General features: G+C 69.5%; 15 protein-coding genes. 9 read left to right on the top strand and 6 right to left on the bottom strand.

The window, feature by feature from the left end:
* Positions 1–50: 50 nt before the first annotated feature.
* Both J2X41_RS00935 and J2X41_RS00930 read right to left on the bottom strand, forming a co-directional pair.
* Complete coding sequence (locus J2X41_RS00935; RefSeq protein ID WP_310078878.1) at positions 51–1,163, bottom strand: AraC family transcriptional regulator; 1,113 nt, start codon at positions 1,161–1,163, stop codon at positions 51–53.
* Between the two features lie 81 nt (positions 1,164–1,244).
* On the bottom strand, positions 1,245–1,799 hold the full coding sequence (locus J2X41_RS00930) for a peroxiredoxin (protein ID WP_404979851.1): 555 nt from the start codon (positions 1,797–1,799) through the stop codon (positions 1,245–1,247).
* A gap of 123 nt (positions 1,800–1,922) precedes the next feature.
* On the opposite strand from J2X41_RS00930, the gene J2X41_RS00925 reads away from it, so the two are divergent.
* From J2X41_RS00925 to gmk, 9 genes are all read left to right on the top strand, one after another.
* On the top strand, positions 1,923–2,402 hold the full coding sequence (locus J2X41_RS00925; RefSeq protein ID WP_310078876.1) for a group II truncated hemoglobin: 480 nt from the start codon (positions 1,923–1,925) through the stop codon (positions 2,400–2,402).
* A gap of 70 nt (positions 2,403–2,472) precedes the next feature.
* Positions 2,473–2,919, top strand: coding sequence for a hypothetical protein (locus tag J2X41_RS00920; protein ID WP_310078875.1), 447 nt, complete (start codon positions 2,473–2,475; stop codon positions 2,917–2,919).
* Between the two features lie 67 nt (positions 2,920–2,986).
* A complete protein-coding gene (gene fabD / locus J2X41_RS00915) occupies positions 2,987–3,931 on the top strand; it encodes an ACP S-malonyltransferase (RefSeq protein WP_310078874.1) in 945 nt (314 codons plus the stop codon).
* A 140-nt stretch (positions 3,932–4,071) separates the two neighbouring features.
* Entirely contained in the window at positions 4,072–4,812 is a 741-nt protein-coding gene (gene fabG, locus J2X41_RS00910; protein ID WP_310078873.1) for a 3-oxoacyl-[acyl-carrier-protein] reductase, read from the top strand.
* Positions 4,813–5,000: 188 nt separating this feature from the next.
* Positions 5,001–5,240, top strand: coding sequence for an acyl carrier protein (locus J2X41_RS00905; RefSeq protein WP_007672577.1), 240 nt, complete (start codon positions 5,001–5,003; stop codon positions 5,238–5,240).
* 175 nt (positions 5,241–5,415) lie between these two features.
* Positions 5,416–6,696, top strand: coding sequence for a beta-ketoacyl-ACP synthase II (fabF, locus tag J2X41_RS00900; RefSeq protein ID WP_310078872.1), 1,281 nt, complete (start codon positions 5,416–5,418; stop codon positions 6,694–6,696).
* The gene (gene mltG, locus J2X41_RS00895) at positions 6,693–7,841 is read left to right on the top strand and encodes an endolytic transglycosylase MltG (protein ID WP_310078871.1); all 1,149 of its coding nucleotides are present in this window, start codon (positions 6,693–6,695) and stop codon (positions 7,839–7,841) included. The genes fabF and mltG overlap by 4 nt, the downstream gene beginning before the upstream one ends.
* A 1-nt stretch (position 7,842) precedes the next feature.
* Positions 7,843–8,724: a YicC/YloC family endoribonuclease gene (locus tag J2X41_RS00890; protein ID WP_310078870.1), complete on the top strand. Its 882-nt coding sequence runs from the start codon at positions 7,843–7,845 to the stop codon at positions 8,722–8,724.
* Positions 8,714–9,358 carry a guanylate kinase gene (gene gmk, locus J2X41_RS00885; protein WP_310078869.1) on the top strand — a complete coding sequence of 215 codons (645 nt, stop codon included), beginning with the start codon at positions 8,714–8,716 and terminating at the stop codon, positions 9,356–9,358. Before J2X41_RS00890 ends, gmk begins: the two co-directional genes overlap by 11 nt.
* A gap of 45 nt (positions 9,359–9,403) precedes the next feature.
* Here the strand turns inward: gmk and J2X41_RS00880 are convergent, their stop codons facing one another.
* From J2X41_RS00880 to J2X41_RS00865, 4 genes are all read right to left on the bottom strand, one after another.
* Complete coding sequence (locus tag J2X41_RS00880) at positions 9,404–9,859, bottom strand: GNAT family N-acetyltransferase (protein ID WP_310078868.1); 456 nt, start codon at positions 9,857–9,859, stop codon at positions 9,404–9,406.
* A 91-nt stretch (positions 9,860–9,950) separates the two neighbouring features.
* Positions 9,951–10,778, bottom strand: coding sequence for a 16S rRNA (adenine(1518)-N(6)/adenine(1519)-N(6))-dimethyltransferase RsmA (rsmA, locus tag J2X41_RS00875; RefSeq protein ID WP_310078866.1), 828 nt, complete (start codon positions 10,776–10,778; stop codon positions 9,951–9,953).
* Positions 10,779–10,926: 148 nt separating this feature from the next.
* Entirely contained in the window at positions 10,927–11,931 is a 1,005-nt protein-coding gene (gene pdxA / locus J2X41_RS00870) for a 4-hydroxythreonine-4-phosphate dehydrogenase PdxA (protein ID WP_310078864.1), read from the bottom strand.
* Positions 11,928–13,295 (bottom strand): peptidylprolyl isomerase, encoded by a 1,368-nt coding sequence (locus J2X41_RS00865; protein ID WP_310078863.1) that lies wholly within the window; start codon positions 13,293–13,295, stop codon positions 11,928–11,930. Before J2X41_RS00865 ends, pdxA begins: the two co-directional genes overlap by 4 nt.
* Between the last annotated feature and the right edge of the window lie 66 nt (positions 13,296–13,361).

Genomic DNA, 13,361 nt, shown 5'->3' with positions numbered 1-13,361 from the left:
TGTCCCGAGGAGGACCCAGGCGGGCGCCGTCTGTCGCGCCGATGATGAAATCAGGCGGTCTTGTCGGCTTTCGGCGATGGATCGCTGGTTTCGACCAGCCTCAGCCGCGCGGGGGGTGGGGTATTGGCGACTCGCCACTCGGTCGGGGTGACGCCGGTGGCGGCGCGGAAGGCCCGATTGAACGGACCCAGCGAGGCGAAGCCCAAGTCGTAGGCGATGGTCGAGATCGACTTCAGGGCCAGGTCCGGGGCCGCAAGGGCGAGCTTGGCCGCCGCGATGCGCCGTCCGTTGACGTAGTCGGCGAAGTTGCGGTGGCCCAGCACGCCGTTGATCAGCCGGCGCAGGCGATGCTCCGGCGCGCCGACCAGGGCCGCCAGGGCGCTGATCGACAGGTCCTCGCCGCGCCACACCTCGTCGTCGTCCATGGCGTTGGCAAGGCGGGCCAGCACCAGGCGGTCGGCGGGGGTAAGATCCAGGGCGGCGACGGGCGGCGACGGAGCCGCTTCGTCCGTCGCAGGGACCACCACCAACAGCGGTTCGGCGCGCAGCAGGGCGATCGAGGCGGCGGCCGCCAGGGCGGCCAAGGCCAGGGCCTGCAGCAGGCTGGCGGCGGGCAGCCCCGGCAGCCCGCCGATCCAAGCCATGTCGCGGACGCTGAGCAGCAGGATGTAGCCGGCGGCGGCGATCATCACCGGTCCGCGAAGCTGGCGGCGCTGGTCCACCAGATCGCCGCGCCAGCCGCGCCAGATCACCAGCAGGGCGTGCGTCACCAGGCCGACCGAGGCCAGGTTGAAGGCCAGCCAGAACGGCCTGCAGATCGTCAGGGGCATCGAACGGGCCAGGAGCCACAGCGCCACCAGCCCGACGGCGGGCCACAGCCGATGGAGCGAGAAGCGCCGCTCGTCGGTGAACAACGCATAGGCCAGGGCCCAGAACAGGCCGGTAGTGGCCACCGACAGGACGCAGACGATCGGGAAGGCGGCCGCCGCGCCGCCTTGCCTATAGCCCTCGACCACATGGGCGATGGCGCAGGCGAAGAACAGGCCGCCGACCCAGCGGGCCGGCGTCACGCGCCGATCCAGGACCAGGGCCAGCCCCGTGACCGCGAAGCCGCCGATGGCGGCGCCGCGCGCCAGGGTTTCCAGGAGGATCGTATCGACCATGGCCGTGATCCTAGACGTCGCGCGCGCGGGCCGCTGCGGTCCGCGCGCGCCGATTTCGCAGGAGACTGGCCGAAACCGGAATTATTTCTTCTTTCCGGCCTTGTAGGCCTTCACCGCGTCCATCGTCTGGGTGACGTGACCCTGGAAGTTCAGGTCGCTGTAGGCCAGCAGGATCTTGCCGCCGGGGGCGATCACATACGACGTGCGGTTGGACAGGTTGTCCTTCATCGGCAGCACCACGTCGTACGTCTTGATCAGGTCGGCGTTCGCCGCGGCCACGGCGAACTTGTCGCGGCAGTGCTCCTTGGAGAAGTCCTTGATGCGGTCGACATTGCCGCCGGTGACGCCAATCACCGTCGCGCCCAGCTTCTCGAACGCGGGCGTCGCCTCGGCGAATTCGTGGGCCTCGGCCGTGCAGCCCGAGGTGTAGGCGGCCGGGAAGAAGTACAGCACCACGGGACCCTTCTTCAGCGCCTTGGACAGGGTGAAGGAAAAGTCGTTGCCGGCCAGGGCGGCGGGGGCAGTGAAGTCGGGGGCCTTTTCGCCGACCTTCAGGGCGGCCAGGGCAGGGGAGGCCGTCATCAGGACGGCGCAGAGCGCCAGGGGACGAGCGAGACCGGTGAGCAGGCGTTGCATGCATAGGCTCCAGGGAAGACGAGGGCGCAGCCAGCTGCGTCACGATTTCAATAACGCCATTCTTCCGGCTTCCAAACGGCTACCTGCGCCCTTAAGTCCGAAGGTTGGAACGGGGAGGCGACCATGGCGCTCGGCGAGACGGACATTCCAACCCTGGCGGCCTGGGCGGGCGGGCCCGACGCCTTCAGGACGCTGTTCGAAGCCTTCTACGCCGCCGTGCCCGACGACCCGGTGCTGGCTCCGGTGTTCGCCGGCATGAACCCGCGCCACGCCGAGCACGTGGCCGCCTTCGTCACCGAGGTGTTCGGAGGCCCCAAGGCCTATACCGAAGCCGGCGGCGGCCACGCCGCGATGATCGGCCATCACCTGGGGCGGCACCTGACCGAAGAGCAGCGCCGCGCCTGGGTGTCGCTGATGCTGGACACCGCCGACGCCGTCGGCCTGCCGGCGGACCCGGAGTTCCGCGCCGCCTTCGTCGGTTATCTGGAATGGGGCACGCGGCTGGCGGTGATCAATTCCGCGCCGGGCGTCGCCGCCCCGACCGACGACCCGCCGATGCCGGTCTGGGGATGGGGGCCGCCCGGCGGACCCTGGCTGGGCTGAAGGGCGGTCGACCATCGCGCGCCGCCTCCCGCCATGGTAGAATAAGGTAGGGCAGACGGAGGCGGCTGTAATGCGCGGCGCGATCTTTTCGAAGACGATCCTGGCCCTGACGCTGATGACGGCGAGCCTGGCGCAGGCGGAGACGCCGACGATCCGCGGCTTTCGGCCCCTGCCGTCTTCGCGGGTCGCTGCGCCATTCACGCCGCGACCGGTCCCCGTCGCCGCCCGGACGCCGCACTTCCCGCAGCTGCCGGTGTCGGCCAGCATGCCCAAGCCGGACTACAACAAGCGGACCATGAGGCTGGTCCAGCAGAACATCGCCATGATGGCCGCCATGCGCGCCGCCGAAGCGCCGCGTCGCTGTGATCCGTCGTGGAGCGCCAGAAAGCTGGCGCGCAGGGGCTGTCCGCCGCCCGCACGGCCGTCCGAACCCGTGCTGGAGCTGGCGCCGCAGCCTGCGCTCGCCTTGAGAACGGTCGTGGCGACGGCTCCGGAGGCCTCGGAAGGCCAAAACTGATCCTTGCCCGTGGCGCGGCGATCCCATAACCCTCCCGCCCTTGGATTTGTAACGACGGAGCGGGCCCATGAGCATCGCCTTCATCTTCCCAGGTCAGGGCAGCCAGACGGTCGGCATGGGCGCCGACCTGGCCCAGGCCTTCGCCGCCGCCCGCGAGGTCTTCCAGGAGGTCGACGACGCCCTGGGCCAGAAGCTGTTCAAGCTGATGAGCGAGGGGCCGGAAGGCGACCTGACCCTGACCGAGAACGCCCAGCCGGCCCTGATGGCCGTCAGCCTGGCCGTGACGCGCGTGCTGGAGCGCGAGTTCGGCGTCGGCGTCGACCGGGCCGCCTTCGTGGCCGGTCATAGCCTGGGCGAATACAGCGCCCTGGCCGCCGCCGGGGCCATCACCCTGGCCGACACCGCCCGCCTGCTGAAGCTGCGCGGCCAGGCCATGCAGCGCGCCGTGCCGGTGGGCGAGGGGGCCATGGCTTCGCTGATCGGCCCCAAGACCGACCTGGCCCTGGCCGAAGCCGCCGCCGCCGCCGGCTCGGAAGTCGGCGTCTGCGTCGTGGCCAACGACAACAACAACGGCAACGTGGTGATCTCCGGCGCCAAGGCGGCCGTCGACAAGGCCATCGAGAAGGCCAAGGAACTGGGCGCGCGGGCCATCCCGCTGAACGTCTCCGCGCCCTTCCACTGCCCGCTGATGCAGCCGGCCGCCGACGAGATGGAAGAGGCCCTGGCCCGCACCACCATCGTCGCGCCCCGCGCCCCGCTGGTGGCCAATATCACCGCCGCCCCGGTCCACGATCCCGACGTCATCCGCAGGCTGCTGGTCGAGCAGGTCACCGGCCGCGTCCGCTGGCGCGAGAGCATGACCTGGCTGGCGGGCGAGGGGGGCGTCACCCGCTTCGCCGAGGCCGGCGCGGGCAAGGTGCTGTCGGGCATGGCCAAGCGGATCGCCCCGGACGCCGAGGCCGTTCCCCTGAACAGCCCGGCCGACCTCGAAGCCTTCGCCAAGTCGCTTTAGCCTCAACGCCGTGGTGGCGTCCTCGTCCTTCGACTGGCTCAGGATGAGGACGACGGACGCGGCGCTTCATTTGAAACCCTCATCCTGAGCCTGTCGAAGGACGAGGGGTTCACCCACTATCCTCCGGACGGAGAAACCAAATGTTCGATCTCACCGGCAAGACCGCTCTCGTCACCGGCGCCACGGGCGGCATCGGCGGGGCCATCGCCAAGGCCCTGCACGCGCAGGGCGCCCATGTCGTGCTGTCGGGCACGCGCGAATCGGCGCTGTCCGAGCTGGCCGCCCAGTTCGGCGAGCGCGTGTCGTTCGTCGCCGCGAACCTGTCGGACGCCGCCGCGGTGGACGGCCTGGTCGCCAAGGCCGAGGAAGCCGCCGGCGCGCCGCTGGACATCGTGATCGCCAACGCCGGCATCACCCGCGACGGCCTGATCGTCCGCATGAAGGACGAGGACTGGGACACCGTGATCAAGGTGAACCTGGAAGGCTATTTCCGCCTGTCGCGCGCCGCCGCCAAGGGCATGATGAAGCGCCGGGCGGGCCGGATCATCGGCATCACCTCGATCGTCGGCGTCACCGGCAATGCGGGCCAGACCAACTACGCCGCCTCCAAGGCCGGCATGATCGGCTTCTCCAAGGCCCTGGCCCAGGAGCTGGCCAGCCGCAACGTCACCGTCAACTGCGTGGCCCCCGGCTTCATCGCCAGCCCGATGACCGACGCCCTGAACGAGCAGCAGCGGGCCGGCATCCTGTCGACCATTCCCGCCGGCCGTCTGGGCGAAGGGAGCGATATCGCCGCGGCGTGCGTTTACCTGGCCAGTGACCAGGGCGGCTATGTCACGGGTCAGACCTTGCACGTCAACGGCGGCATGGCCATGATCTGACGGGTCGTCTTTTCCTAGGCTGGACGCCTTTCTGCTTGGAAAGACGAAAGCCCACATTTCTAACCGGACGTGCCGCTAGTCACTCGAAAAAGAACGTGATAGGCGGTGGCCCGACAATTCCCGTGGGTGGTGAAGGTTCGCCCCCGTCGCCCGCGGAACTGCAAGATTCAAAACGAGGGACTAAAAGAATGTCCGACATTCTCGAGCGCGTGCGTAAGATCGTCATCGAGCACCTGGACGCCGATCCGGAAAAGGTCACCGAAAAGGCCAGCTTCATCGACGACCTGGGCGCCGACAGCCTCGACAACGTCGAGCTGGTCATGGCGTTCGAAGAAGAATTCGACATCGAAATTCCGGATGACGCCGCCGAGCACATCCAGACCGTCGGTGACGCCGTGAAGTTCATCACGGAAAAGACCGGCGCCTAAGGCGTCGGGTTCGCGCAAATTCCGCGGACAGCACTATCAACCGCCGCGTCGCACGGGCTCTTGCCATCGTGCGCGCGGCGGTTTTCGTATGTGGCCGAGATTCGCGGCCTTCGGGGGAATGCCGGATTCGTCCAGAACCCCCATATGTCCGCGATACGAAGGTTGGGAGTGATCCATGCGTAGAGTCGTCGTCACCGGGCTTGGCCTCCTGACCCCCCTGGGTCAGGGCGTCGATGTCACCTGGAAGAACATCCTGGCCGGCAAGTCCGGCGCCAATCGGATCTCGGCCTTCGATCCGACCGAGTACGGCTGTCAGGTGGCCTGCGAAGTGCCGCGCGTCGACGGACGCGGCGGTGGCGGTCCGGACGTCGAAGGATCGTTCAACCCCGACCTGACCATGAGCCCGCGCGACCAGAAGCGCGTCGACGACTTCATCCTGTACGGCATCGCCGCCGCGGACGAGGCCGTGAAGGATTCCGGCTGGGTCCCGCAAACCGAGGAAGACAAGTACCGGACCGGCGTGATCCTGGGTTCGGGCATCGGCGGCCTGTCGACCATCGCCGACACCGCCCTGGAGCTCGAGGCCAAGGGCCCGCGCCGGGTCAGCCCGTTCTTCATCTCCTCGGCCCTGATCAACCTGATCTCGGGCCAGGTCTCGATCCGCTATGGCTTCAAGGGCCCCAACCACGCCGTGGTCACCGCCTGCGCCACCGGCGCCCACGCCATCGGCGACGCCACCCGGCTGATCAAGTACGGCGACGCCGACGTGATGATCGCCGGCGGGGCCGAGGCGGCGGTCTGCAAGGTCGGCATGGCCGGGTTCATCGCCTGCCGCGCCGTGGCCACCGCCTTCAACGACACGCCCGAGAAGGCCTCGCGGCCCTACGACAAGGACCGCGACGGCTTCGTGATGGGCGAGGGCGCGGGCGTTGTCGTCCTGGAGGAGTACGAGCACGCCAAGGCGCGCGGCGCCAAGATCTACGCTGAGGTCATCGGTTACGGCCTGTCGGGCGACGCCTACCACATCACAGCGCCGTCGGAAGACGGCGACGGCGGTTTCCGGGCCCTGTCGGCGGCGGTCAAGGACGCGGGTCTCCAGCCCTCGGACATCGACTATGTCAACGCCCACGGCACCTCGACCATGGCCGACGGCATCGAGGCCAGGGCCGTCGAGCGCTTCCTGGGCGACCACGCCAAGAACGTGGTGATGTCGTCGACCAAGTCGATGACCGGCCACCTGCTGGGCGCGGCCGGCGCGATCGAGGGCATCTTCTCGATCCTGGCCATCCGTGACCAGATCGCCCCGCCGACCATCAACCTGGACGACCCGGACGTGCACGTCGCCATGAACCTGGCGCCGAACAAGGCCGTGCCGCACAAGATCGACGTGGCGGTGTCCAACAGCTTCGGCTTCGGCGGCACCAACGCCGCCGTCGTGTTCCGCAAAGTCTCGTGAGCCGCAAGCCCTCGCCAACACGCCGCGCCCCGGCGCCGAAGAAGACGGGGGCTCCCCGCAAGGCCAACCCGCGCCGGCGCGAGACCGCGCCGGTTGGGCGCCGCATCGCCGCCATGGGCGCGGGCCTGCTGACCATGCTGGGCCTGGCCGCCGTGCTGGTGGTGCTGGGCGCGGTGTGGGTCTATCAGGGACCCGGCCCGGCCGCGCGATCGGGCGACCAGACCACAGTCGTCCTGCGGCGCGGGGCCAGCCTGCCCGAGATCGCTTCCAGCCTGGAGCAGGCGGGGGTGATCCGCTCGTCCTCGCTGTTCCTGACCGCCGCCCAGACCACCGGCGCGGCGCGCAAGCTGAAGGCCGGCGAATACGAGTTCGCCTCGCGCGCCTCGCTGCGCCAGGTGCTGGCCAAGGTCCGCGACGGCAAGATCGTCCGCCACCAGGTGACCATCGCCGAGGGCCTGACCTCGGACATGGTGGTCGACATCCTGATGCGCGCGCCCGAGCTGACCGGCACAGTGCCCACCCCGCCGGAGGGCTCGATCCTGCCCGAGACCTATCAGGTCCAGCGCGGCGAGGACCGGGCGGCGGTGCTGCAGCGGATGATGGACGCCCGCGACGAGGTGCTCGATCGCCTGTGGGCCGCCCGCCAGCCGGGCCTGCCATACGAGACCAAGGACCAGGCGGTGACCATGGCCTCGATCGTCGAGAAGGAGACGGGCCTGGCCCGCGAGCGGCCGCACGTGGCGGCGGTGTTCATCAACCGCCTGCGCCAGGGTGTCCGCCTGGGCAGCGACCCGACCATCATCTACGGCCTGACCCGCGGCCGGCCGCTGGGCCGGGGCATCCTGCAGTCGGAACTGCAGCGCCAGACGCCCTACAACACCTACCTGATCGAGGGCCTGCCGCCGACGCCGATCGCCAATCCGGGCAAGGCCGCCCTGGCGGCCGTGCTCAATCCGATGAAGAGCGACGACCTCTATTTCGTCGCCGACGGCACCGGCGGCCACGTCTTCGCCTCGACCTACGAGGAGCACGAGCGCAATGTCGCCAAGTGGCGGCAGGTCGAGCGGTCAAAGGCGGCGGCCCAGGCCGGCGTTGCAGGGGCCGCGAAAAGCCCGCCGCAAGCGCGATCAGGCGCCGGAGGCTAGGATGGCGCTGTCAGGCATGACCGGCTTCGCCCGCGTCGAGGGCTCGCACGGGGCCTGGTCGTGGGCGGTGGAGGCGCGCAGCGTCAACGGCCGCAACCTCGAGACCCGCTTTCGCGGCCCGCCGGGCTTCGAGGGCCTGGACCGGGCCGCCCGCGACGGCGCCCAGGCCCGCTTCCAGCGCGGCCAGCTGACGGTCAACCTGCAGGCCAAGCGGGTCGAGGCCCAGGCCGCCGTGCAGGTCAATGTCGAGGTGCTGGAGCGCTATCTGAAGGCCGGCGCGCCCTATGTGGCCACCGGCATGGTCGCCAAGCCCACGCTCGACGGCCTGCTGGCCCTGCGCGGCGTGATCGACGCCCGCGAGGAGGACGAGGCCGCGGAGGACCGGGCCGAGGTGGAGGCCGCCATGGCCGCCACGATCGGCCAGGCCCTGGACGGTCTGAAGGCCGCGCGGCTGGAGGAGGGGGCCGCCCTGGCCCCGATCCTGACTGGCGCCGTCGACCGCATCGAGGTCCTGACCCATCTGGCCTCGCGGGAAGCCGCCAGCCAGCCGGCCGTGCTCAAGGACCGCTACGCCCGCAAGCTGACCGAGTTGATCGGCGAGGCGGCGTCGGAAGAGCGCATCATCCAGGAAGCCGCGGCCATGGCCGTCAAGGCCGATGTGCGCGAGGAGCTGGACCGGCTGACCAGCCACGTGGCCGCCGCCCGCGCCCTGCTGACCGCCGACGCCGCGGCCGGCCGGCGCCTGGACTTCCTGTCCCAGGAGTTCATGCGCGAGGCCAACACCCTTTGCAGCAAGTCGGCGCTGACCGCCCTGACCACGCACGGCCTGGATCTGAAGGCCACGATCGAGCAATTCCGGGAACAGGTTCAGAATGTCGAATAATCCGCATGGACGCACGCGCGGCCTGCTGCTGATGGTCGTGGCCCCGTCGGGCGTGGGCAAGACCTCGCTGACCCGCCGCCTGGTGGCCGACCACAACGACCTGCACCTGTCGATCAGCGCCACCACCCGCGACCCGCGTCCGGGCGAGCACGACGGCCGCGACTACCACTTCGTCAGCCGCGACGCGTTCCAGGTCATGATTCGGGACGACGCCTTCCTGGAATGGGCCGAGGTCTACGGAAACCACTACGGCAGCCCGCGCGGTCCGATCGTCGAGGCGCTGGAGCGCGGCGAGAGCGTGCTGTTCGACATCGACTTCCAGGGCGCGATGAAGGTCCATGCCCAGTTGCCCGAGGACTCGGTGCTGATCTATGTGCTGCCGCCGTCGCTGGCCGAGATGAGCCGCCGCCTGCACGCCCGCAGCCAGGACAGCGAAGAGGTCATCGCCAAGCGCCTGGCCCGCGCCAAGGACGAGGTCGCCGCCTGGGAGCGGTTCGACTATGTCATCCTCAACGACGACTTCGACCGCGCCTATGCCGACCTGGCCCACATCTACCACGCCGAACGCCAGAAGCGGGCCCGCAACCCGTGGATCGGCAACCTGGTGGGGGATTTGCTGAGGGAAGAGATCTGAGGGGGCGATAGGGCGGGTTTCGACCTGGTCGGACGTTTGCGATCATCAAAGCGTTCTTGCCATCCGGGGAAGCGCGCGTCCCGGGATCGATCGCGACGGGGAAGTACCAACAGTGGAAAATCCGAGCTTTTGGTAAATGGGCTCGGCGTTAGGATCGGCGTTGAGGCATACCCGCTTAAATCCACGCGACTGGCATTCGCGGATGAGTACGCCTATCAGCGCCGCGCCCACACCCCGCCCCTGGAAACGAGGCTCCACCATGAAGTCCTCGAGCTCGCCATCAGGGGCATCGCCAGCTAGGGCGACCATGCCCGCGAGTTCGCCGGCGCACTCCGCCACCCATACCGTCCACGTTCGCAACTTCTCAGGCGTGAGGGTCAACTCGTCGCGGCACATCGCCATGAAGGTGTCATCATAGCCCCAGGAGGCCTTGGCCTTCATGGCCAACTCGGTGAGCTGGTCGGCCTCGTCGGTTCGGGCTCTGCGGACATGGACGCTCACGGCCTTCGTCTCCCATCACTCCAAGTTAAATAGGTAGGCTGAACGTCCGTAACCCCCTTAGCGGCCGTCGCGCGCGGCGGCTTCCGGTCGACTAACCCATCACCGCCCGCGCCAGCGCCTGGAAACCCGCAACGTCGATGGTCTCGGCCCGGGCGTCGGGGTCGATGCCGGCCTTGTCGCACAGCGCCCCGCCGCCCAGGCCCTTGAGGCTGGAGCGCAGCATCTTGCGGCGCTGGCCGAAGGCGGCGGCGGTGACCTTTTCCAGGGCCGCGACCAGGGCCTTGTCGGGCGCGGGCTCCAGCGGGACCAGGCGCACCACGGCCGAGGCCACCTTGGGCGGCGGGGTGAAGGCGCGGGCCGGCAGGTCCATGACCACCTTGGCGCTGCAGACGGTCTGGGAGACCACGGCCAGGCGGCCATAGGCGTCGTCGTCGACGTCGGCGGCGATGCGGTCGGCGACCTCCTTCTGGAACATCAGGGTCATCGACAGCGGCCGGAACGGGCCGGTCAGCCAGTTGATCAGCAGCGGCGTGCCGACATTGTAGGGCAGGTTGCTGACCATGTGGGCCGGTCCGCCGGCGATGGCGGCCATGTCGACCTTCAGGGCGTCGCCCTGGACGAGCGTCAGCCGGCCGTCGGCGGCCGCGCCCAGGTCTTCCAGCAGGGGGATGAAGCGCTTGTCCATCTCGACCGCCACGACCCGCGCGCCGGTCTCCAGCAGGGCCCGTGTTAGCCCGCCGGGACCGGGGCCGACCTCGATCACCACGTCGCCTTCGCCGACCCCGGACAGGCGGGCGATCTTGCGGGTGATGTTCAGGTCCAGCAGGAAATGCTGGCCGAAGCTCTTGTTGGCCAGCAGGTCATGCTCGGCGAGAACCTCGCGAAGCGGCGGCAGGTCGGCGAGGGTGGGCGACGTCATGGCGGGATGCTCTGGTTTGCCGGTCTTGGACCGCAATCCTCGTCCTTCGACAAGCATTTCTACCGAAGAACCTTCGCCAAAGCCCTCATCCTGAGCTTGTCGAAGGACGAGGGCGGTTCACTGTCGTCGAAAGTTCGATCGGAATTGGTTAGGCGATGGCGCGGCGGTCGGCGATCTCGGCCGCCAGGCGGATGGCGGCGACCAGGCTGTCGGCCCGGGCCAGGCCGCGGCCGGCGATGTCGAAACCCGTACCATGATCCGGCGAGGTGCGCACGATCGGCAGGCCCAGGGTGACGTTCACCCCGGCCCAGAAGTCCAGCATCTTGACCGGGATCAGCGCCTGGTCGTGATACATGCACAGCACCGCGTCGTAGGTCGCCCGGGCCTCGGCATGGAACAGGCTGTCGGCGGGGGCGGGGCCCTTGACCTGGACGCCCTTGTCCCGAAGGATCCGGACGGCGGGTTCGATGATCGCCGCCTCCTCGCTCCCCAGGGCGCCGCCTTCGCCCGCATGCGGGTTCAGGGCCGCCACCGCCAGGCGCGGAACCGCGATGCCGAAGTCCTTGCGCAGGGCCTCGACGGTCACCAGGCCGGCGTTGACGATCGCCTCGATCGACAGGGCCGCGGGCACGGCCGACAGCGGGGTGTGGATGGTCACCAGGGTGGCGCGCAGGTCGCGGGCCGCCAGCATCATGACCGGCCCGTGCGGCGGCTGGCGCTCGCCCACATGGGTCAGCTCGGCCAGGAACTCGGTGTGGCCCGGAAAGGCGAAGCCGGCGTCGTACAGCGGAGCCTTGGCGATCGGGGCGGTGACCAGGCCGGCCACGGCGCCCGACAGGGCCAGGCCCGCGCCGGTCTCGATCCAGCGGATCACCTGGGGCGCGTAGGCGCTGGACGGCTTGCCGGCCACCACCGGGGCCTGCAGGGGGATGTCCAGCACGGGCAGAGCCTGGCCGAACACCCTGATCGCCTCGACCGGCCCGGTGACCGCGCGGACCTTCACCCCGCCGCCGGCCGAGGCCAGCAGCTGGGCGTCGCCCACCACCATGAAGCTCGGTCCCTCGGCGCGCAGCACCGACCAGGCCTTGGCGATGATCTCCGGCCCGATGCCGGCCGGATCGCCTGCGCTCAGGGCAAGGGCCGTGGTCTTCACCGGGTCTCGATGGTCGCCGAGTTGCGCAGGTCTCGCAGATAACGTTTGGAGATCAGCGCAAGCTGTTGGCCGCGCAGGCGGTTTTCGATCTGGTCGTGCGTCGGTGCCTGGGCGCCCGACTGGCGCTTGCCGCAGACGGCGATCAGGTGAAAGCCGGCGTCGGTGCGGATCGGGTCCGAGACCTGGCCGACCTTGAGGGTATTGGCGGCCTCCTGGAAGGCCGGCGCCAGGTCGGTGATCTCGGCCTCGCCCAGGTCGCCGGCCACCACGCCCTCGACCTTGCCGGCCGTGGCCTCCAGGGTCTCGCAGCTGGTGATCTTGGGCTTGAGGTCGACGAGCAGCTTTTGGGCGGCGTCGACTTGGGCCTGGGTCGCGTCCTTGGGCAGGGCGACGGCCACCTGCTTGAGGTCGACCAAGGCGGTCTTCGCGCCCGAGCGCTTCTCGCGCAGATAGATGATGTAGACGCCGTCGCGCACCGGGATCGGGGCCGACAACTGGCCGGGGCGCAGCTGCTCGAGCGCCGCGTCGACCTCGGGCGGCATCTCTCCGGGGCTGACCCAGCCGGCGTCGCCGCCGTTGGCCGCCGTCGGCGAGGCCGAGAACTGGCGGGCCACCGCGGCGAAGGGCGCGCCCTGCTGCATCTGGGTGACCAGCTGCTTGGCGCCGTTCTGGGCCACTTCCATGCCGCCGACGCGGCCGGCGTCGATGAAGACTTCGCTGACCTGGTACTGCGGCTTGCTGGCGGCTTCGGCCTGGCGGCGTTCGAAGGCCTTGATCTGGTCGTCGCCGACCCGCAGGCGCGAGCCGTAGCGACCGCTGATCCAGGCCTGCCAGCTGCTGTCGGCGCGGATCTGCGCCTTCCAGGTGTCGATGCCGACGCCCTGGGACTGCAACTGCTGGGTCAGCTGCGCCCCGGTCATGTTGTTGCCCTTGGCGATGTCCTCGATCTGCTCCTCGACCTCCTTGTCGGTCGAGATGATCGTGATCTTCTGGGCCTTCTCCACCCGACGCAGTTCCTGCATCTGGACGTGCTCGTCGATCAGCGAGCGCAGGGCTTCCTGTTCCAGTTGAGGCAGGTTCTCCTGGGTCGGCTGCAGGCCCGAGGTGACCATCAGCAGACGCATGCGCTGCATCAGGTCATAGCTGGAGATGATGTCGTCGTTGACGACGGCCGCGACGCTTTCCGACAGCGGATTGGCGCGCGGCGCGGCGGCGGCCGGCGCGGCCGGCGGCGCATCCACGGTCGGGGTCGCCGCGGGTGCGGCCTCCTGAGCCAGGGCGGGCAGGCCGAGGCTCGCCACGGTCAAGGCGAGGATGGAAGCGGTGCAGGCCGCCAGTTTCGTCACGCTACGCGCAGACCGCATCGGTATTGTCGTTCCTCTAGACGCGTCCAAAGGAAGGCGCGCGCTTAATCGCGCGTCCCCCGACGC

It is taken from the genome of Caulobacter sp. BE254, from assembly GCF_031457295.1.
Lineage (GTDB): Bacteria > Pseudomonadota > Alphaproteobacteria > Caulobacterales > Caulobacteraceae > Caulobacter.
This window is presented reverse-complemented; position numbering and strand designations above follow the sequence as displayed.

Excerpts from the sequence above, each read along its gene's own strand:
- J2X41_RS00935 (WP_310078878.1), bottom strand. The coding sequence starts at position 1,163 with ATGGTCGATACGATCCTCCTGGAAACCCTGGCGCGCGGCGCCGCCATC.
- J2X41_RS00930 (WP_404979851.1), bottom strand. The coding sequence starts at position 1,799 with ATGCAACGCCTGCTCACCGGTCTCGCTCGTCCCCTGGCGCTCTGCGCC.
- J2X41_RS00925 (WP_310078876.1), top strand. The coding sequence starts at position 1,923 with ATGGCGCTCGGCGAGACGGACATTCCAACCCTGGCGGCCTGGGCGGGC.
- J2X41_RS00920 (WP_310078875.1), top strand. The coding sequence starts at position 2,473 with ATGCGCGGCGCGATCTTTTCGAAGACGATCCTGGCCCTGACGCTGATG.
- fabD (WP_310078874.1), top strand. The coding sequence starts at position 2,987 with ATGAGCATCGCCTTCATCTTCCCAGGTCAGGGCAGCCAGACGGTCGGC.
- fabG (WP_310078873.1), top strand. The coding sequence starts at position 4,072 with ATGTTCGATCTCACCGGCAAGACCGCTCTCGTCACCGGCGCCACGGGC.
- J2X41_RS00905 (WP_007672577.1), top strand. The coding sequence starts at position 5,001 with ATGTCCGACATTCTCGAGCGCGTGCGTAAGATCGTCATCGAGCACCTG.
- fabF (WP_310078872.1), top strand. The coding sequence starts at position 5,416 with ATGCGTAGAGTCGTCGTCACCGGGCTTGGCCTCCTGACCCCCCTGGGT.
- J2X41_RS00890 (WP_310078870.1), top strand. The coding sequence starts at position 7,843 with ATGGCGCTGTCAGGCATGACCGGCTTCGCCCGCGTCGAGGGCTCGCAC.
- gmk (WP_310078869.1), top strand. The coding sequence starts at position 8,714 with ATGTCGAATAATCCGCATGGACGCACGCGCGGCCTGCTGCTGATGGTC.
- rsmA (WP_310078866.1), bottom strand. The coding sequence starts at position 10,778 with ATGACGTCGCCCACCCTCGCCGACCTGCCGCCGCTTCGCGAGGTTCTC.
- J2X41_RS00865 (WP_310078863.1), bottom strand. The coding sequence starts at position 13,295 with ATGCGGTCTGCGCGTAGCGTGACGAAACTGGCGGCCTGCACCGCTTCC.